This is a genomic window from Paenibacillus sp. JT31N11 (genome assembly GCF_056269285.1).
The window spans coordinates 49,779-62,742 of sequence record NZ_JBWDNQ010000020.1 but is presented as its reverse complement, the minus strand read 5'-3'; the positions used below and the strand labels follow the sequence as shown (position 1 = coordinate 62,742).

14 protein-coding genes are annotated in these 12,964 nt (G+C 50.3%); 10 read left to right on the top strand and 4 right to left on the bottom strand.

Annotated features, from left to right (window positions below; genetic code table 11):
- Positions 1-66: 66 nt before the first annotated feature.
- The 8 genes from AC0YNV_RS35955 to AC0YNV_RS35920 all read left to right on the top strand — a co-directional run bounded on the left by AC0YNV_RS35955 (position 67) and on the right by AC0YNV_RS35920 (position 7,343).
- The gene (locus tag AC0YNV_RS35955) at positions 67-396 is read left to right on the top strand and encodes a hypothetical protein (RefSeq protein WP_475772347.1); all 330 of its coding nucleotides are present in this window, start codon (positions 67-69) and stop codon (positions 394-396) included.
- Positions 377-544, top strand: a complete 168-nt coding sequence (locus tag AC0YNV_RS35950; protein WP_475772346.1) for a hypothetical protein — start codon at positions 377-379, stop codon at positions 542-544. The genes AC0YNV_RS35955 and AC0YNV_RS35950 overlap by 20 nt, the downstream gene beginning before the upstream one ends.
- Before the next feature lie 268 nt (positions 545-812).
- Complete coding sequence (locus AC0YNV_RS35945) at positions 813-1,223, top strand: MerR family transcriptional regulator (protein ID WP_475772345.1); 411 nt, start codon at positions 813-815, stop codon at positions 1,221-1,223.
- Between the two features lie 202 nt (positions 1,224-1,425).
- Positions 1,426-2,337, top strand: coding sequence for a carbohydrate ABC transporter permease (locus tag AC0YNV_RS35940; protein WP_475772344.1), 912 nt, complete (start codon positions 1,426-1,428; stop codon positions 2,335-2,337).
- Positions 2,338-2,350: 13 nt separating this feature from the next.
- Positions 2,351-3,190 (top strand): carbohydrate ABC transporter permease, encoded by an 840-nt coding sequence (locus AC0YNV_RS35935; protein ID WP_210045796.1) that lies wholly within the window; start codon positions 2,351-2,353, stop codon positions 3,188-3,190.
- 108 nt (positions 3,191-3,298) lie between these two features.
- On the top strand, positions 3,299-4,675 hold the full coding sequence (locus AC0YNV_RS35930; RefSeq protein ID WP_475772343.1) for an extracellular solute-binding protein: 1,377 nt from the start codon (positions 3,299-3,301) through the stop codon (positions 4,673-4,675).
- A 95-nt stretch (positions 4,676-4,770) separates the two neighbouring features.
- Entirely contained in the window at positions 4,771-6,426 is a 1,656-nt protein-coding gene (locus AC0YNV_RS35925) for an MGH1-like glycoside hydrolase domain-containing protein (RefSeq protein ID WP_475772342.1), read from the top strand.
- A 26-nt stretch (positions 6,427-6,452) separates the two neighbouring features.
- Positions 6,453-7,343 carry a glycoside hydrolase family 43 protein gene (locus AC0YNV_RS35920; RefSeq protein WP_475772341.1) on the top strand — a complete coding sequence of 297 codons (891 nt, stop codon included), beginning with the start codon at positions 6,453-6,455 and terminating at the stop codon, positions 7,341-7,343.
- Between the two features lie 97 nt (positions 7,344-7,440).
- On the opposite strand, the gene AC0YNV_RS35915 is transcribed toward AC0YNV_RS35920, so the two are convergent.
- Both AC0YNV_RS35915 and AC0YNV_RS35910 read right to left on the bottom strand, forming a co-directional pair.
- Positions 7,441-8,097, bottom strand: coding sequence for a nitroreductase family protein (locus tag AC0YNV_RS35915; protein WP_475772340.1), 657 nt, complete (start codon positions 8,095-8,097; stop codon positions 7,441-7,443).
- A gap of 284 nt (positions 8,098-8,381) precedes the next feature.
- Positions 8,382-8,876 (bottom strand): TetR/AcrR family transcriptional regulator, encoded by a 495-nt coding sequence (locus tag AC0YNV_RS35910; protein ID WP_475772339.1) that lies wholly within the window; start codon positions 8,874-8,876, stop codon positions 8,382-8,384.
- A gap of 333 nt (positions 8,877-9,209) precedes the next feature.
- Here AC0YNV_RS35910 and AC0YNV_RS35905 point away from each other — a divergent pair, with 333 nt between their 5' ends.
- Positions 9,210-9,959, top strand: coding sequence for an SDR family NAD(P)-dependent oxidoreductase (locus AC0YNV_RS35905; protein ID WP_475772338.1), 750 nt, complete (start codon positions 9,210-9,212; stop codon positions 9,957-9,959).
- A 240-nt stretch (positions 9,960-10,199) separates the two neighbouring features.
- Here the strand turns inward: AC0YNV_RS35905 and AC0YNV_RS35900 are convergent, their stop codons facing one another.
- Positions 10,200-11,792 (bottom strand): ABC transporter substrate-binding protein, encoded by a 1,593-nt coding sequence (locus AC0YNV_RS35900; RefSeq protein ID WP_475772337.1) that lies wholly within the window; start codon positions 11,790-11,792, stop codon positions 10,200-10,202.
- A 111-nt stretch (positions 11,793-11,903) separates the two neighbouring features.
- Between AC0YNV_RS35900 and AC0YNV_RS35895 the strand changes: the two genes are divergently transcribed.
- Positions 11,904-12,077, top strand: coding sequence for a hypothetical protein (locus AC0YNV_RS35895; RefSeq protein ID WP_475772336.1), 174 nt, complete (start codon positions 11,904-11,906; stop codon positions 12,075-12,077).
- On the opposite strand, the gene AC0YNV_RS35890 is transcribed toward AC0YNV_RS35895, so the two are convergent.
- Positions 12,074-12,964 (bottom strand): carbohydrate ABC transporter permease, encoded by an 891-nt coding sequence (locus AC0YNV_RS35890; RefSeq protein ID WP_475772335.1) that lies wholly within the window; start codon positions 12,962-12,964, stop codon positions 12,074-12,076. The two genes, AC0YNV_RS35895 and AC0YNV_RS35890, sit on opposite strands and share 4 nt — an antisense overlap.

The window sequence follows — 12,964 nt, the reverse complement described above, 5'->3', positions numbered from 1 at the left end:
TGAATAATGGCATTCACGTATAGATAGCCGGCCGGCTTCCGACAAATTTTGAGGGAAGTGATCGTTTTGATGGTGTTAAAGAAGAAGTCTTTTTGGATTGCAATTGTTGCAGTTTCATTATTCGTTACATCCAGTTTCGTGTATGGTGATAGTGTGAGTGAGAACCGTACGTTGGAGCAACGTAATCAGTCTTTAGAAGAGCAGGTAGCCAAACTGCAGAAGCTTTATCTGCCCTATCGAACTTATCCGGAATATAGAGATCATGCTCGTGGGTATTCTGAGTCAAGAAGCCCATTAGGTAATGTGATTTTTAAAGTACGCATGGTCATAAATCAAGAATTCTCAAATGAAGCATTTAAACTGGAGGATTATTTAAGTGATTTCTATAAGCGTTGATAGTGAACCCTTTGTGAATAGTTCATCTGTTGAATCAACTGATGTTGCAGGAACTTTCAAAATCAAACCATATACTGGATACAACGGAGAAATTATTAATTACATCATTGAAATCATAACGAAAGAAGAAATTCCATTTACTTCTTAAATCAAAATAACAAGTAACGAAATGTTCCCGGACTACACATTAATCAAATATAAGAAAAGTTGGTAACTCTGGCATTTGTTTTGCTCAGTGGGAATAATGGAATTCTCAAGTAGATAAACTGTCGTCCTAGAGGCGAGTGGACTCAAATTAACCGCCATTGGAGAATATATAATAACTTGACATGGAGTAAGCTCCATGGGGTAAGATGCAGATGGGAAAACGAACAAGTTAGCCGGAAGCGTCAATAGGCAAAGGAGGGGGCCCAGTGATGGAGGAGCCTACATTTACAATCGCAGATATTTCCAAAAATACGGGTCTCAGTTACGACACGATCCGTTATTATGAGAAAATCGGGCTGCTGCCGCCTGCAAAGCGCAAGGAAAACGGGCAGCGGGAATACGACAAGCGAGATCTCGACCGTTTCGTCTTCATTACCCATCTAAAACGGACTCATATGCCGCTGAAGGAAATTGAACGGTATATGACGATGGCATCCGATCAAAAATACTCAAGCTGCTACAGCGTGCTCTGTGAGCACAAACTCAGAATAGAGTCGGAATTGGCGGAAATGAACGCTACTTTAGAAATCATGAAATACAAAATGGATCACTTTCAAGATATGATGAAGCGTTCAGGATTAAGCGCAGATGTGACTGAAGAGCAGGTTCACCATCGTTGACCGCGAAGCGAAAATATGGAACAGAGCAAGCAGCCCCGGACAATCCAACGTTCAGGGCTTTTTCTTGTGCTGCGGCAGCAACCTGAAAAAAACGATAGCGATATGCCGAAGAATTAGAATTCAATCCCGAAGCCATAATCCGTATGCTTGAATCATCGGATCGCCCGTTCGATCCATGTTGCGCAAGGAGGAGGCTTTTTTCATGCAAAAAACTCGTAAATCAGCCCTTTGGCGTCAGAACAGGACCGCATATCTATTTTTGCTCCCATGGCTGATCGGCTTCTTCTGTCTCACGCTTGGTCCCATGCTGGGCTCCTTGTTTTTGTCCTTGACCAAGTTCAATCTGCTCACGCCTCCCAGGTGGCTGGGATTCGGGAACTATCAGGAAATTTTCACGAAAGACGATTCTTTCTACAACTCCTTATCGCTGACCTTCAAGTATGTGCTCTTCTCGGTGCCGCTCAAGCTGATTTTTGCTCTTCTGGTCGCAATGGCGCTCAACAAAGGAATCCGGGCATTGGGCATTTACCGGACCGTCTACTACATTCCTTCGCTGCTTGGCGGCAGTGTGGCCATTGCGATTGTATGGAGGCGAATCTTCGAAGGAGACGGGCTGTTCAATCATTTTCTCGGCTGGTTCGGGATTCAGGGACCTTCCTGGATATCCAATCCGGATACGATCATGTACACGATTATTACGCTCTCGGTATGGCAGTTCGGATCGGCGATGGTCATCTTTATGGCCGGCCTGAAGCAGATTCCCGGTGATTTGTACGAAGCGTCCGAGGTGGATGGCGCGGGCAAGACCCGGCAGTTCTTCCAGATCACGCTGCCCATGCTCTCGCCGGTTATTTTCTTTAATCTGGTGATGGGGCTCATCAATTCCTTCCAGGTGTTCACGCCTGGTTATGTGATCGGGGACGGACGGGGAGGTCCGATCGACTCGACATTGTATTACACGCTTTATCTATACCTGAAAGGCTTTTCGTTCTTCGAAATGGGTTATGCTTCGGCACTGGCCTGGATCATGCTGGTCATTATCGGGGCATTCACGGCAATCGTATTCGTGACCTCGAAGTATTGGGTATTTTATGGAGACGATAAGGGAAAATAGGAGGTGATCACATATGGCAATGAAAAAAATATATGGAAGCATGAGCCGGCATGTTCTGATCATTGCGCTGGGACTGATTATGATGTATCCCGTGCTGTGGCTGCTGAGCAGCTCCTTCAAGCCTAATCAGCTGATCTTTTCTGACCCCGGCATCTGGCCCAAGCAGTTCACACTGGATAATTACATCAACGGGTGGAAAGGTCTGCAGGGGATTTCGTTCGGTCGGTTTTTCGCCAATTCGGCGATTATATCCGTCCTGTCGGTCTTGGGCAACGTCGTTACCTGCTCGCTGGCTGCCTTTGCATTCGGCCGGCTTCACTTCAAGGGCAAGCGTCTCTGGTTCAGTCTGATGCTCGTAACCATCATGCTTCCCTATCATGTTACACTTGTACCTCAATATGTTTTGTATAATCAATTTGAATGGATTAATACGTTCTTCCCGCTGATTGTTCCAAAATGGCTGGCAACGGATTCCTTCTTCATCCTGCTCATGATTCAATTCATCCGGGGCATTCCCGCTGAGCTGGATGAGAGCGCGACCATCGACGGCTGCGGTCCGGCACAGATTTATTTCAAAATCATTCTGCCGCTGCTGGTGCCGGCGCTCATCACAACCGCGATCTTCACCTTCATCTGGACATGGGATGACTTCTTCAGCCAGATGATCTATTTGAACCAGGTCAAGCTGTTTACCGTTCAGCTCGGTATCCGCTCCATGTTTGACCCGTCCGGATCATCGGATTGGGGCGCGCTGCTGGCGATGTCGGTGCTCTCCTTAATTCCGATCATGACCATATTCCTGTCATTCCAGCGCCATTTTGTCGATGGGATCGCGACGACCGGTCTGAAATAAACCCAAATATAATAGATGCCAAGAGCCAACGAAATAGCATGTATTCATTCCGGAACTTGCATTACGATGAAAATGTAAGCGTTAAACAAATGAAGGGGGAAAAACAAAATGAAGAAGCAATTATCGGTATTGATGCTTGCGCTGCTGGTGGTCGTGCTGACGGCCTGCTCCGGCGGTACGGGAGGCGGTCCCAACACGGGGAATGCGGGTAACACCGGAAATACCGGAAATGCCGCGAATACAGGTGAGGACAATGCGGCAGACAACGGAGCTGCTGCAGGCAAGCAGGTCGAGCTGCGCATCATGTGGTGGGGCGACCAGAAGCGTGCCGACCGTACCAATGAGGCGCTCCGCAAGTTTGAAGAGAAGAATCCCGGCATTAAGGTTGTCGGCGAATTCTCCCCATCCTCCGGTTACTTCGACAAGCTCAATACCCAGCTCGCATCGGGAACGGCACCGGACGTATTCTTCCTCGGCGGCAATGTCGTGGATTATGCCAACAAGAATGTGCTGCTCGATCTTCAGCCCTATGTCGGCAAGCAGCTGAACCTGGACGACATGGATAAAGCGATGGTGGAGTACGGCACGATTAACGGCAAGCTTATCCATATCTCGGCAGGGGCGAATGCCCGCGGTGTGGTCGTCAATACCGAAATGTTCAAGAAAGCCGGAATGCCGGTTCCAACGGATGATTGGACCTGGGATCAATATATCGCAATCAGCAAAGAGCTGTCGGATAAGCTGGGCAAGGGATATTACGGCACGTATGATTTCACCGTTGACGGCATGGACATCGCTTTGAAGCAAAAAGGCAAGCAGCTGTACGATATGGAAGCCGGCACGCTCGGCTTTGAGGAGAAGGATGCCGAAGGCTGGTTCTCTTTCTGGAACAAGGCTCATCAGACAGGCGGCGTTGTGCCGGCGGAGCTTCATGTATCCAATCCTCCGGGCGATACCAGTAAATCCTTGATTGTTACCGGCAAGGTTGCCATGGGTCTGATTCCCTCTAACCAATTTGCGGCCCATCAGAATTTGATCCAGGATCCGCTGACGCTGCTGCAGGTTCCAAAAGGCGACAAGGGCAGAGCGATCGTATTCGAATCCAGCCAGGGGATGTCCGGCTATGCCAAAACCAAGCACCCTGAGGAAGTGGCGAAGCTGATGGATTTCTGGATCAATGATCCTGATGCGGCTGCCATTCTGGGCAATGACCGCGGCGTGCCGGTTACGTCGAAAATGCGCGATCTGCTCTCGAAGGATGCTACGCCGATCGATCAAATCGTGTATGACTATACGAGCAAGGTTTCCGTAACGGCTGCAGAGGAGCAGGTTAAGGTCAGCTATAACCCTCCTGGCTTCACGGAATATTCCAAGCTTGCGGATTCCACTATGCTGGAGATCGGCTTCGGCCGGAAAAAGGTCGAGGAAGCCGTGAATGACTTCTATACCGGCGTCGTTAAAATTTTCAACAGCAACACGGAATAATAAGAAGATAAGGGCTGCTGCGCTGCAGCCTTTTCTTTTTATGGAGACCGGTGAAAAAGCCGGACAAATCAATGAAAGAAATGAGGTGTTGGATCGTGGACAATGAGTTGCTGCTGGAACGGCTTCGCACAACCAGTCCCAAGGAGCGGGCAGGGGAGCTTGGCAAGGCATCGGATCAACCGGTAATGGAGGAATGGACCCGCAGCGGCGTGAAATTCGCCGCATCGTCGCAAGGCTTCGAGGATGTCTATTACTCCGCTCTGCGCAAGCTTATGGACTGTATTGTGCCAACCGGCGGGGCTGATCCCGTTCTGCATGAGGGCGGCATATATTTGGGCTGCTGGCTGGAGAGCACGGGAACCATCAATGCGGAGCTGTTGTCGCGATTTATCCCATCCGTATCGGAATCAACCTATCAGCTGTTCGCCGATTATCAGCTGGAGGATGGCTTGATGCCTTATAAGGTTACGGGCCAAGGCCCGGCCTACAGACAGATTCAGCTGGTGACGCCGCTGGCCAGAAGCGTCTGGAATCATTACCTGCTTCATGGACGCAATAAGCAGTTTCTGGGCAAAATGTTCGGCGCCATGCAGCGCTATGACAAGTGGCTCGCCGTTTACCGGAATACCCGGGGAACCGGCTGCGTGGAGGCTTTCTCGACCTTTGACACCGGGCATGATCTGTCCCCGCGCTTCTGGCATATTCCCGATACGCCGCATCTGGACGATCCGAGGCAGTATAATCCCGATTCGCCGACGCTGCCTCTGTTGGCGCCGGATCTGACGGCCAATGTCTACTGCCAGCGCATGTATCTCGCGCGGATTGCACAGGAGCTGGGAGAATCATCCGCTGCGGATTGGATCAGCCAAGCAGAGCAAAGCAAAGCGAGCTTGTTTAAGTATTGCTATGACGAGACGGATGCATTCTTCTATGATCTGGACAATAATGATCAATTTGTCCGTGTGCAGTCGGATGTTCTGCTGCGGGTTCTGGCCTGCGAGGTAGGAGACAGGGAGCTGTTCGATACTGCTCTGCGGCGGTACCTGCTCAATTCAAGCAAATTCTTCGCTAAATACCCGTTCACTTCGATTGCGATGGACGATCCGAGATTTGATCCGTTCTCCAGCTATAACAGCTGGGGCGGCCCGTCCAATTTTCTGAGCCTGATCCGCACGGCGCATGCCTTCGAGCATCATCAGCGTTATGTGGAGCTGACCTGGGTGCTTTACCCGATTCTGGCGGCCATGTCCAATATGAAGCGCTTCTCCCAGGCGCTCAGCCCGTGGACCGGAGAAGAAGGCTTCACCCAGACCTATTCCCCGGCCATTCTGTGCATGCTGGATTATGTGGAGCGGCTCTGCGGCATTCTGCCAAATCCGGACGGAGACATTTGGTTCACCGGACTGGTGCCTTATCCGCTTGACCACGGCGCTGAAATCGCAAACGAAACGGCCTATTCGCGGACGATTGACGGGACGGAGTTTGAACTTCTCAATGCCCGCAGCGGCTGCACCGCTTACCGCAGCGGTGAAGCGTATATCCGTTTTCCATTCGGGATCAGGCTCGTGACGGATCGTGAGGGCAGGCTGAAGGCCGTCATCGGAATGAGCGTAAGAACGGTTGAAGGGACGCTCACCTATAAGGGGCGGGATTATTCGATTGCGGTAAAAGGCAACGAGAGGCTTGAGTTCACGGACAGCGGATTTGCAAGCGTGTCGGATATCGGCGTTGTTATGCCGACCTACAGATAAGAAGACAGAACAAAGGAGTGGAGAGCGTGCTTAAGACGGAGGATATTCAAATCCGGGACCCGTTCATTGTGCCGGTTGAACCGGCAGGGACTTATTATATGTATGGCAGCACCGACAAGAATATTTGGGGCAAGGGTACAGGCTTTGACGTTTATGTGAGCCGGGATCTGGAGATGTGGGAAGGGCCGTTTCCGGTCTTCCGCCCGCCGGGCGATTTCTTCGCGGACAATAATTTCTGGGCGCCTGAGGTATACAGCTATCAGGGCCGTTATTATATGTTCGCCACCTTCCGGCGCAGGGATAATCAACTGCTCGGAACGGCGGTTCTTGCCGCCGACAGCATGATGGGACCCTTCCATCCGCATAGCGACGGACCGGTAACGCCAAGCGATTGGAGCTCGCTCGATGGTTCCCTGCACATCGATGAAGAGGGGCAGCCATGGATGGTCTTCTGCCATGAATGGCAGCAGATCACCGATGGACAGGTGTGCGCGGTCCGGCTTAGCGATAATTTGAAGCAGGCGCAGGGTGATCATGTCCTGCTGTTCAGCGCTTCGGAAGCTCACTGGACGACACCGCTTGCGTCCGACAAGGTGCTGGTGGGCGATAATTATGTGACAGATGGCCCGTACCTGTTCAAAGGCGAAGACGGCAGGCTCTTTATGCTGTGGGCGAGCTTTATCCATCGCAGCTATGCGCTCGGGATCGCCGTTTCGGCTTCCGGCAAGGTGACGGGACCATGGATGAACGAACCGGAGCCTATCTACAGCAATGACGGCGGACACGGCATGCTTTTCCGCACCTTCGAAGGCAAGCTGATGCTGACGATCCATACCCCGAACAAAACGCCTCTTGAGAGGCCGATTTTCATCGAGGTTGAAGAGAGTAATGGCAAGCTCAGGGTAACAGGCAGCTAGCGTTAAGCACCTTCGGCTCACCACATCAATAGTGGTTCTGAAGGTGCTCTATCCCGTATCGGGATCCCATCGATTGCCTCATTCTTTGGACCGCTTATTAGGAGGGGAAAGACATTTCATTCCAGCTTGTGACTTCATCTACTGTCAATCGAATCGATGGAATTCCTTCTTTCGCAGCTTTCCCGATCGCAATCAGCAAGACAGAAACGTAACGCTCGCCAATTCCGAAAGCTTCTTTGAATTTATTCAGATCATAACCAGCCATTGGCACAGTATCGTAGCCCCTTGCTTTGGCAGCAAGCATCAATTGCATGGATACAAGGCCTCCGTCAATATAGGCATATTTGCTTTTGAGTTCGTAAGAAAACCCCTCATACATGTTTAATGTATTTCTGACTTTCCTTTCTTTTGCGCTCTCCGTCATATATCCGGCTTGAACCGTACGATCATAAATCGTATCCGTGTATTTAAAGTTCTCCAGATCACCCAGTACAGCAATGACAGCGGCAGCTTCGACAACCTGCTTTTGATTTAAGGCAATCGGAAGCAGCTTCTCTTTCAACGGTTGTGAGTCGATGACCAGAAAACGCCAGGATTGCAAATTAGTACCGGATGGAGCTTGAATGGCTTCTCCTAATAGTTCCCTGATTTCATCCCTTGAAATTTTGATTGTCGGGTCATAAGTTCGGACGGCACGTCGTTCGCGCATTACCGTAGACAAAGGAATACTTTGCGAAGCAGATGTTGTTGACATTTACATTGATGCCTCCTTTTATGCGAGTGAGTAATTCTGTAACGTTCACTAAATATATAGGACTCAGAATGAAATGTCAAACATTATTCCAAGCAAGATCTTTCCAAACTCGTTTCATCCCGCCACTGCGTTCATCATTAAACGGAAATGATGGACATTAGCGGCAATAAGTCAAGATACATCCGCCAATGAACAAATAAGGCCAGCCATGTTTATTGGCTGACCTTGTTTATTGTAATTGAGGATCAATGGAATCGTTCTAAAATGCTTGGCATTCGTCCTGTTTAAGATGGCCAAAGACGAAGCGCATTTGCTGTAATTTTTTGCAATTTTTCATGGCTTGCCCCGGCACCGGCCTGAACGGCCATTCCCTGGAACACTGTTGCATAGAAGCTTGCCAGTTCCTCAGCGTCAACTTCGGCTGGAATTTCACCATTCTTTTTCGCTTGTTCAAAGCGCTCGCGAAGCGCATTTTCGCCGCCCGCACGGCGAGCGTTTAACTCCTGCCGGATAGCGTCGCCAGTCTCTCCAGAGGAAAGCGCACCCTGCACGGTTAAGCAGCCCAGAGGTGTAGCAGGGTTCGTAGTAGCTTCTGCGGCTCCATACAGCAGACTTTCCACAACCTTGCGTGCTGTCGGCTGTTCGAAAGCTTCACGCATATAAGCTGCCGGACCTTCGGCATACCGGTCAAGAATTTTAAGAAACAATTCCTCTTTATTGCCAAAAGCAGCATATAAGCTTGGAGTGTTAATCCCCATAGCTTCTGTCAAATCTGCCACAGACGTTCCTTCATACCCTTTTTGCCAAAACAAATGAAGTGCACAATCCAGAGCAGTTTCGGTATCGAAGGAACGGGGACGTCCTCTTGCCATAGATGTTCCCCTCCGTTTCTTTTTCTTATCGATATAGTACCAAAGTCATTCCATGAGTTCATCCTCTATATTGAATGGTCAGGCCACAGGAGTCAAGAATGTATAATTCGTACCCGTTATGCTCAACCTACTTTAAAATCTTCCCTCTTGTGAGTGGATATATTTCCAGTTTGACAAAACCAGACCTCATGCTATATATTTAGCGAGCACTACAAAATTAGATTGAGGGAGTGGTTAAGGATGTCAGACAAACTTACGGGTAAAGTTGCTATCGTAACAGGGGGTACTCGCGGTATTGGAGCAGCTGCTGCTCGAGCGCTGGCTGATCAAGGCGCAGATGTAGCAATCAGCTACGGTAAATCAGCTGGACAAGCTGAAGCCGTTGTACGTGAACTGCAAGCGAAAGGGGTTCGGGCGGCCGCGTTTAAAGCGGATCAAGCTGATCCTTCTTCTGCTGAAGAGCTTGTGAAGGCAGTTGTCGAAAGGTTCGGCAGACTCGATATCCTTGTCAACAACGCCGGGGTTACCGTATTCGCTCCGATCGATAATCCGGAGAATAATGTGGCGGACTTCGATCGTCAATTGAACATTAACTTCAACAGTCCAGTTGCCGCGATCCGCGCCGCGATTAAAGTGATGGGTGAAGGCGGCCGTATCATCAGCGTGGGTTCAGGCGTCGGTACACGTACAGGTTTCTCCGGTCTTGCCGACTACACGGCCACAAAATCCGCAATCGCCGGTTACAGCCGGGGCGCAGCCCGCGACTTGGCAGCGAAAGGCATTACAGTCAATGTTCTGCAGGCCGGATTTGTCGATACGGAGATGAATCCTGCCGACGGCCCGTTTGCTTCCCACTTCAATGCGACTACAGCTCTCGGCCGTTTCGCTCGGCCGGAAGAAATCGCTGCCGGCATTGTCTTCCTGGCTAGCCCGGAAGCTTCTTACGTTACGGGTACTGTATTGAACATCGATGGCGGTTACGGAGCGTAATCTGCATGAAATTGCCAGTCTTATTAATCATAACAAAGCCAACCGGTTAACACCCGGGTGGCTTTGTTATGTTTATCCAGTATTCAATTGTCTATTCATGAAAAGTTTAAAGCAGAAGTCATTTCAGGCTGCCAATGTGCCTGATCGAGACGCGTTGTCACTTGCGGCTATTGTAAGACGTTTCCGCATGCGCAGCGCGTTTTTTTTCCACCGTACAATTTAGCACGTGAATGATTAACCTTACTTAAGACCTTTATCCGTCAGAAACGCTTCCCACTGTTTATCGGTTTCCAGATCAATTTTTTCCTGGCCCGATGCTTTCAGCTTATTGATATACTCCGGCACTTCCTTGGCCGGATCGACCGCTCCGGTTTCGATGGCGACCTGGTATTCGTTATTGACCGCGACCGTATTGGCAACCTCCGATTTGATGGCATCTTCATTGCGGGTGAATCCGTAGGAGGCAGGCACCAGCGCGCTTTCGTTCAGAGCGATTGTTTTCTCCCACACATCCGGAGCCTGGGGCACTTTCAGATAAGCGTTGAATTGATTGCCGAACACCCAATCGACATTGGGCGCATAGCCGGAATCCTTAATCGGCTCGATGTAAGCATCGTCCTTCTTGGTATAGTGCGTGCCTTCGATACCGTTGCAGATCAGATTATAGAGATATTTATCAGTATTAAGCAAATTGATCAGCATCAAGGCGCGTTCCGGATTTTTGGAGGTTTTGCTCACAATATGCATTGCGCTGGCCACTCCGGTAAAGTAGGATTCGGAGAGCGGGACGCGGACGACCTCATTGCCGCCGTTATTGTTCATCTCATCGACTTCCCCGCCGGGCTTCGTCACGAAATCGAGAACAGCCGCAACATTGCCTTTTTTCTTCAGATCATTGATATTTCCGAGAATCGGAGCATCCTCGTTGATGTAGCCGGCCTGGTACCAGTCGTGCATGGTCGCATAGAAATCTTTCTTGTCCTCAATGGATTGCAGCGTCGGAATCGCTTTATAGGTCGCGTCGTCTTTCGCATACATGACTCCCAAGCCATCGCTGAATATAACATTGGGATCCACGTACAGGCCCCATGAGTTTTGGGCCATGCCCATCGGGATCACATCCGGCTCATTTTCCTTCACGGCTTTGAAGAAGGGCTCAAAATCCTTGTAGGAATGAATGGTGTTTACATCTAGGTCCAGGTATTTATCGGCGTAACGCTTCTGGATGACGAGACTTTTTTGCTTGGCGGCAATTTGATAGACGGGGAATCCATATACCTTGCCGTCATTCGCCTTCAGATCCGGCCAGAATTTATCCGGGATGTTGGCGCGGGCTTCCGGTGCATAGTTGGAGATCATGTCATCGGTCAGCTCCAGGAAGGCGCCTTTATCAATATTCGGCTGGTAATTCAAGAGCCAGCCTCTTGCGCTCCAGGCAATATCGAATTCTTCGCCCGCTGCCATGATGGCGTTGAGTTTGGGCTCGTATTCGTCAAAAGTGAGCGGTTTCAACTCGACGGTCGCGTTGATTTTCTCTTTGAGATATTTGTTGATTTCATCGTTGACCAGCTTCTGGTCCTTGCCCGGGGCGCTGGATACCGGATAATAGAAGGTCAGCTTGGCTTCATCAAGCGCAGGGGCCGCGGGTTCTTCATCCTTCTCCGCTGTCGTGCCCGCGTTATTGGGAGTATTGGCGCTATTTTTGGGCGTATCCGGCGTATTGGCGCCATTTGTCCCGCCGGAATTGTTGTTATTTCCGCATGCGGCCAGAACGGTGAGGCATAGAAGCAATGCGACGAGCTGTGCGGCCATTGATCTTTTTTTATTTTTCATCTGTAAACCCTCCATTTGTTATCGTTCGCTTATTGGAAAGATTGCTTTTTCCGCTTTCTCTATAGCTCTGGGGGAAGCGTTTCTTCTTGGAGCATAGCAGAAAGCAACCGCTTGCTGCTACAGAAATATAACCTGCCATTGCTTGCCCCGATCACCCCCTTCAAGTACCGGATTCACCGCGCCGACAGCTGTATTGTCCTTATCTCGCACCGCTTGCAGCTCCCGGCGTGCGGTGTGGCGCTGCTGACGGCTGTCCGAGCCACATTCGGCATTCTGTGTCCCTAACCCTTAAGCGAACCGACCGCAATTCCTTTCACAAAATACTTCTGGAAGAACGGGAAGATTACCAGCATCGGCCCGCCTGCGAGAATCGCCATCGCCATCCTCACGGACAAGGTCGGGAAGTTGGCATACTGCAGCTTGCTGGCCGCCTCCGCGAGCGGGGAATTTGCCAGAAACTCGATCTGCGACAGGATGCGGACGAGCAGCAGCTGCAGCGGGATATACGTATCGTTGTCGATGAACAGCAGGGCATAATACCAATCGTTCCAATAAGCGAAAGCAATGAACAGGCCCAGGGTGGCAAGCGCCGGCGTCGACAGCGGAAGGATGATCCGGAAGAAAATCCGGTATTCGCCGGCGCCGTCCACCTTGGCCGATTCGATGATCTCCTTGGAGATCTTATCCAGGAAGCCCTTCATAATGAGAATGTTGAAGGGATTCAGCAGCAGGGGAATAATCAGGGAACCCAGTGTATTCTTGAGATGGAGATACTGGGTAATCAGGATGTAGTACGGAATAAGTCCGCCGCTGAACAGCATGGTGAAGAAGATGTAGAAGGTCATCGGCCGGTTGTAGCGGAAATCGCGTCGTGACATGGGATAGGCGGTCATGGCGGTCATCAGGAGCGATAATACCGTACCCACAACGGTTACGAGAATGGTCACGCCGTAGCCCTTGATCAGAACCTCCGGCTGCTCGAAGGAAATCCGGAAGGCTTCCAGGCTGAGCTGCCTGGGAATAAATTGATAGCCATGCTGGATAAGGCTTTGCTCGGAGGTGATCGATACGGCGACGACCAGAGCGAAGGGCACCGCAATGAGGAAGCAGACCACGATGAAAAAGCTGTTGATGACGACGTTGGACAGGTTAATGGTTTTTGAATTTGTCAT

Coding starts and splice junctions, on each gene's coding strand:
- AC0YNV_RS35945 (WP_475772345.1), top strand. CDS start 813: ATGGAGGAGCCTACATTTACAATCGCAGATATTTCCAAAAATACGGGT.
- AC0YNV_RS35940 (WP_475772344.1), top strand. CDS start 1,426: ATGCAAAAAACTCGTAAATCAGCCCTTTGGCGTCAGAACAGGACCGCA.
- AC0YNV_RS35935 (WP_210045796.1), top strand. CDS start 2,351: ATGGCAATGAAAAAAATATATGGAAGCATGAGCCGGCATGTTCTGATC.
- AC0YNV_RS35930 (WP_475772343.1), top strand. CDS start 3,299: ATGAAGAAGCAATTATCGGTATTGATGCTTGCGCTGCTGGTGGTCGTG.
- AC0YNV_RS35915 (WP_475772340.1), bottom strand. CDS start 8,097: ATGTCAACAACATCTGCTTCGCAAAGTATTCCTTTGTCTACGGTAATG.
- AC0YNV_RS35905 (WP_475772338.1), top strand. CDS start 9,210: ATGTCAGACAAACTTACGGGTAAAGTTGCTATCGTAACAGGGGGTACT.
- AC0YNV_RS35900 (WP_475772337.1), bottom strand. CDS start 11,792: ATGAAAAATAAAAAAAGATCAATGGCCGCACAGCTCGTCGCATTGCTT.
- AC0YNV_RS35890 (WP_475772335.1), bottom strand. CDS start 12,964: ATGACAAATTCAAAAACCATTAACCTGTCCAACGTCGTCATCAACAGC.